This is a genomic window from Paenibacillus sp. P4_A7, from assembly GCF_056402455.1.
Genome location: NZ_JBFUHJ010000370.1, coordinates 1 through 5678 on the forward strand (window position 1 = coordinate 1; position 5678 = coordinate 5678).

Genomic DNA, 5678 nt, shown 5'->3' on the forward strand with positions numbered 1-5678 from the left:
TTATCGGCCAGAACTTTAAAGCTTTCACTGGAGACACGATCGATTGGTATGGCGTGCTTGTTTCCTATATCGGAATTCCGTTATTCTTAGGTGTGTGGCTAGGCTATAAATTTGTGTACAAGACCAAAGTCATTCCTCTTAAAGATTGTAAATTTGACTAGAATGAAGGGGAGTCATGAGCAAAGGGACAGGCAGACAAGTCATGTGGTATGCGGAAACATGAACATTGTTTTAAGGGGACGAATTGGGGAGGAACACCGTCTCCAAGCATCATAAAAGAACCAACTAGATATTACATCAGTCGGATCAAACCCTTATTTAAGGATTCATCCTACATCATCATACTAGATCCTAACCCATCTCTAACACTGGCAGAGATCCGTCCTGGGTTTGAGTCCGGGTAGCTACACCAGCAAAATAAACAGAAACGACAGAGATGTCGTTTTTTTGTCTCTTTAGACTTTAAAAAGGGCGTTTGTGAATAGTAATAAACGATGTGTATACATCATGCATTAATAAAACCTATTCCCAGATTAAGACTTTTTAATGGACTCTTCAGACCGAAGAAGGTAACCGTTTTGGGGTTTGAGCTAGCTGGAGAGGTTGAGGCAGTCGGCAAGGATGTGAAACGTTTTAAGAAAGGTGATCCTGTTTTTGCATACACCGGTCTTGGATTTGGCGCTTATGCCGAGTACATTTGCTTGCCTTAAGAAGGGGCGAAGGCGTAAGAAGGACTCGTGGCCATGAAACCTACCAATATGACCTATGAGGAAGCAGCTGCAGTACCTGTCGGGGGACTTACGGCACTTTGTTTTCTTAGAAAAGGAGGGATTGAGCGCGGACAGGAAGTACTTATTTACGGGGCATCCGGAAGTATAGGCACTTTTGCGGTTCAGCTTGCCAAATCCTTTGGGGCGGAAGTAACTGCTGTAAGTAGCACCACAAATGTGGGAATGGTGAAAGCGCTTGGAGCCGAAAAAGTTCTGGATTATACAAAGGAGGATTTTACCCAAAGCGGGCAGACATTTGATCTTATTTTTGACGCGGTAGGGAAAATTTCTTCTTCAGGCAGTAAAAGGGTACTTAAGAAAAAAGGGAGGTATCTCTCCGTTAAATCTGCGATTAGCCTTAAGATTGAAGATCTATATTCACTCAAAATGCTTATTGACGAGGGGAAGATAAAATCGGTTATTGATCGCTGTTATCCGTTGGAACAGATCACCCTGGCTCATACGTATGTCGAAAACGGACATAAGAAGGGAAACGTAGTGATAACTTTGAAACAAGACCATTAAATCTACCGTAAGGAGCCCGAAAGTCTGTAATAACGGCAATGGAAGACCAAACGTGACACGTGTGTCGAAGGGCTTAGCAATCCTCCCTCACCCAAGGGAACCTTGGGAGGGGATTTTCTTTTTCGCTGCTCTTTCGCAGGGTTAGGTAAGCAGAGAAAGCGACTGCTGCTGTAGAGCTGAGTCTGCGTAGCGAGCGTAGAAATGGGATCTTGTCGTTAAACTTCTCGCCCGACTTTCATGCCCGTTCTGTACATTTTTTCTGCTTCAATAGGACTTTCTTTTGCCGTCAAATGGTGTGGAATTACCCGGCAAACTTGAACCGGCCCACCGAATACAGCTGATCTATATTTATCCACATGCTGCTTGGGCAGAGGCCGGTTATAGTAGCCCGGTACATATTTGTTCATCATTTCCTGAAGTACATGGGTGGCTTCATCCAGATCTGTGATCGGTTCTGCTTTTCCAAATATCATTACGCTCATATAAGCTGTATCTGTTTTGGCAGGTACCGGATCCGCAATGGTTCCATATTCCTCACTTACCGTAAAGCATACCTCAGGGTTTTCACTCATGACTTGATTACGTCTTCCATCTCCAGCCCCGTGAAAATAAAGCTTTCCCTCACTCCACACGTAATTAAGCGGTACAACATAAGGCAGGTTCCCATCAACCAACCCTAGATACCCGATTCTCGCTTGGTGAAGAAAACTATCGATTTTCTCATGATCCTTGCATTCCCTGATCTTGTAACGAACGGAATGAGCTGTATCCATTTTAAAATCTCTCCTTTTATTTATTGCATCTGCCGGCGTTGTTACGGTAGTATATCAATGAATGGAGTGTGATTAAACATCCAAACTTTGCGATTAAGAACAATCCATAATTAGTATTATTGGGTTGAAGCTTCTATTGGAGGTGTGCAAAATGATGAAAGTAAATCGTAAAGATAAAAGACCGATCTGGATGCAATTGCTTGATCAAGCCATTCATAATATTAAAAGCGGAGCTTGGCCTCCTGGAGAATTGCTGATTCCTTCCCGTGAACTCGCACACCTGATAGGTGTTTCTCGCTCAACTATACAGATCGTCTATGAGGAATTACTAAGTCGAGGCTATACGGTTACATCTCGCCGAGGAGGAACGCGAGTTAGTGAATGGAATCAAGTCACTGGCTCAACGAAAGAATTAACAACAGATGGCCCCATCCCACCTTCGCTTCCTTTGCTAAACTCGGCGGTCGATCAATTACATGACTGGTTTAGAGGCAAAGCACATCGAGAAGTGGATATTGATTTTAGTCCACATGAACCCTATTTGGATAACCAATTCCAAAAGAACTGGCGACAATCGTTACTCCACGCATCCACTGCTATGGATTTATCGAGCTGGGCTTACGGCAATCCCTATGGTTATACACCGTTACGTGAGCAAATTCAGCGTTATTTAACACTTGAACGAGGTATCCATATCCAAATAAATCAGATTCTGTTGACTTCAGGAGCTCAACACAGCCTTGACTTAATCGCACAATCGATTTTATCTGATGGGGACACTGTCTCTGTAGAAGATCCCGGTTTTCCAGCTTCCTGGATGGCGATGAAATATCGTCATATGAATGTGGTGCCTGTCCCTGTTGATGAGTATGGTCTTATGGTTGAGCATATTCACCCAAAATCCAAGCTGACCTTTGTGACCCCTTCGCACCAGTGCGCGGTCGGAGTCGTTATGTCGGAGCCTCGCAGGCAACAATTGCTACATAAGGTTGTTCAAGAACAATCTTGGATCATTGAAGACGATTATGATAGTGAATTTAGATATCGTGGGGAGCCACTTCCAACACTCATTAGTCAGGCACCTAATAATACCTTATACCTTATGAGTTTTTCTAAAATGATTGCTCCAGGCATTCGTATTTCGGCTATCGTTGGATCTGCCCGGGCAATTGCTCAACTGGCTAGGATACAGGAGTTGACTTATCGTCATCTACCGATTATGGATCAGCTTACACTAAACCACTTCATGAAGAATGGGCATTTTATGCGGCATATGAGAAGAGTCAGAAATGTGTACCGACGTAGACATGAAGCTATGACAAAGGCTATTATGGCTAGTGGTCTAAGGGAGCGTTTCACGCTAAGTGGAGTTGAAACAGGATTGCATATGTTACTTGAGGCTGAAGAGTCATACGACGAAGAAACCGTGACAAAGTTAGCCCTTCAAAATGGAATACGAGTGTACCCACTTGGACCCTATTGTTTGGAGAGCAAACGTAAGGGATGGGTGTTAGGGTTTGCAAAAGTTGATGAAGCTTCAATTGAGCAGGGGATTCATCGCCTAGCGAAGTTGATCTTATAGAATCACCTTTTATTCGAATGTTTTCAATTTTGCTATAGTAAGGTCATTGCTAGATTAGTGAACACATGCTTATAATGAATGTAATCAAATAAGGCAGAAGGGACTGTGAAGAATGAACAATGAGACAACTAAAGAGGAAGTTAACAACGAACAGGCTGCCATGACTGAGGAAGATTGGTCTGGACTTATAAAGGCAGTACTCCATAATGGCCTCGTAGCTTTAAGGATGCACTATGATGATGTAGAAGGACAAGTATTGAATGTTGAAGCTTATGGCCCGGTTTTTGTATTTCATGTGAAGGATGAGACGGATAGTGTATATTCCTGCGGTTTCTTTCTGCATGAGTTAGTTGCCAGATTCCAGTCGGGCAATGATCCATCCATGTGGATGGCTTCTTTCTTCACTGATCTTATGGACATTAAAGGTGGGAAATCTCTCCCACAACCAGCTAAAAGTGAAGACGAGGCTAAAGCGATAATCGACAAGATACTCGTTCCGCAATGTATAAAAGCTGTAAATGAGGAGTTTGCTCCTGAGCAGGTGCATGCGGGTTTAGCATGGAACGAGGAGCGCGGTCCGGTCTTTGAAGTTGGATTCCCAACAATCAAAGAAGGAAATAATGTATGCGCTATTCCTTTACATCTATTGCTAGTACATTTACAATTGAATCGGGACCCAGGAGAACTGCTGATTCAAGGGCTATACGACATCCGAGAAAAATTTGGGATGAAATAATATGTACGAATCATGTTGAAAAACATACATTAGTCAATAATGAAATAAATGATATGATGTAAGGTGATTCTACCCACGCGGTTGTTAAAATTATTTAAAAAATAGGAGTGGTATTTTGAGAAGACAAAAACCAATGACATTAGAAGAGCTGATGAACGATTTACAAGGTCAAAAAATGTATCAAGAAGATCCCAATCATATTTCTTTAGAAAAACTGTTTAATGAAGCGTTCATGAGTAAACATTCCAATTGCAAGAGTTTCGATGAGTTTTTAATCAAAGGAAACTTTCAGGTAAGAACAGAAGAAGATATCAATAACATACCCGATGAATTTTTTGATCGACATGTTAATCGCGAAACGGAATTTGCTGATTGGAAATCCATGCTGGAAAAAGCAAATAAGGAATATATCCGTAATTAATGTGTTTATTCTCACTGGATACGACGATAAAAATATAAAGAAAACTGCCATTTTTTGTAGCTGCAACAGCTATTGTTTATGGCAGTATTTTTTTTGACTATGAGATACTGCTGAAATGCTTATACATAGAGACACCTATATAAGGAGACATCATGGGGAATTATCAAATTTGTGATTTTTGTGGGAATTTATATGAAAAAAGAAATAAAAGCATGTGCCAGAGTTGTGAAAACATCTATCTCAAAATACGGAGCATTGTAGAAGTTTACCCGGATACAATGGTTCTTGAACTTGCGAATCAAACGGGCATAAGTGCAAGCCGAATATTATCGTTTGTAAGGAATGGATATTTTACAATGAAGGAAGGAAATATAGAGGTAAATAAGTAGCATGTAATAGAAACGGCAGAGTAGCCGTTTTTTTGTTTTAATTTTGTTAGGAGGATAGTTTTTTTTATGAGTATGTCAAATTTATTACGGGGTTTCAACTTTTTGTATTTTGCGCTGCTTGCTATGTTTATTTCATTTCTTCCGGTCTATTTAGATGTACAGGGCCTAAGTCCAGCACAAATTGGCTTCATAATCGGAACAGGTGGTTTTGTTACACTGTTCGCCCAACCTCTATGGGGTATGATTAGCGATAAAACAAGATCAAGCCGCAAAGTGCTGCTGGTCTTGCTAATATTCTCAAGTATAATTGGCTTTTTGTTGTACGAGACCAGCAGCTATCCTCTGCTTATTTTATTCGCCATGTTACTATACTTTTTTCTAATGCCAATTGATCCTCTAACGGAAAGTCTRAATTTTACGATTTCTGAATCTTCAGGAATCAGTTACGGATCTATCCGTACCTATGGCGCATTGGGTTATGC

At 41.3% G+C, this 5678-nt stretch carries 7 protein-coding genes and 1 pseudogene; 7 read left to right on the forward strand and 1 reads right to left on the reverse strand.

What is annotated here, in order from left to right; genetic code table 11:
• The 3 genes and pseudogenes from AC1DWN_RS26455 to AC1DWN_RS26465 all read left to right on the forward strand — a co-directional run.
• Positions 1–161, forward strand: a pseudogene (locus AC1DWN_RS26455) (amino acid permease); the annotation flags it as partial.
• Positions 162–494: 333 nt separating this feature from the next.
• Positions 495–710, forward strand: coding sequence for an alcohol dehydrogenase catalytic domain-containing protein (locus tag AC1DWN_RS26460; protein ID WP_477561878.1), 216 nt, complete (start codon positions 495–497; stop codon positions 708–710).
• A 33-nt stretch (positions 711–743) separates the two neighbouring features.
• A complete protein-coding gene (locus tag AC1DWN_RS26465; RefSeq protein WP_477561879.1) occupies positions 744–1295 on the forward strand; it encodes an NAD(P)-dependent alcohol dehydrogenase in 552 nt (183 codons plus the stop codon).
• A 215-nt stretch (positions 1296–1510) separates the two neighbouring features.
• Here AC1DWN_RS26465 and AC1DWN_RS26470 read toward each other — a convergent pair whose 3' ends face one another.
• Entirely contained in the window at positions 1511–2068 is a 558-nt protein-coding gene (locus AC1DWN_RS26470; protein WP_477561880.1) for a pyridoxamine 5'-phosphate oxidase family protein, read from the reverse strand.
• Positions 2069–2219: 151 nt separating this feature from the next.
• On the opposite strand from AC1DWN_RS26470, the gene pdxR reads away from it, so the two are divergent.
• The 4 genes from pdxR to AC1DWN_RS26490 all read left to right on the forward strand — a co-directional run.
• Complete coding sequence (pdxR, locus tag AC1DWN_RS26475; protein ID WP_477561881.1) at positions 2220–3650, forward strand: MocR-like pyridoxine biosynthesis transcription factor PdxR; 1431 nt, start codon at positions 2220–2222, stop codon at positions 3648–3650.
• A gap of 112 nt (positions 3651–3762) precedes the next feature.
• Positions 3763–4386 carry a hypothetical protein gene (locus AC1DWN_RS26480; protein ID WP_477561882.1) on the forward strand — a complete coding sequence of 208 codons (624 nt, stop codon included), beginning with the start codon at positions 3763–3765 and terminating at the stop codon, positions 4384–4386.
• Between the two features lie 133 nt (positions 4387–4519).
• On the forward strand, positions 4520–4807 hold the full coding sequence (locus tag AC1DWN_RS26485) for a hypothetical protein (protein WP_477561884.1): 288 nt from the start codon (positions 4520–4522) through the stop codon (positions 4805–4807).
• A gap of 455 nt (positions 4808–5262) precedes the next feature.
• A partial coding sequence (locus tag AC1DWN_RS26490) for an MFS transporter (RefSeq protein WP_477561883.1) occupies positions 5263–5678 on the forward strand: 416 nt, incomplete at its 3' end.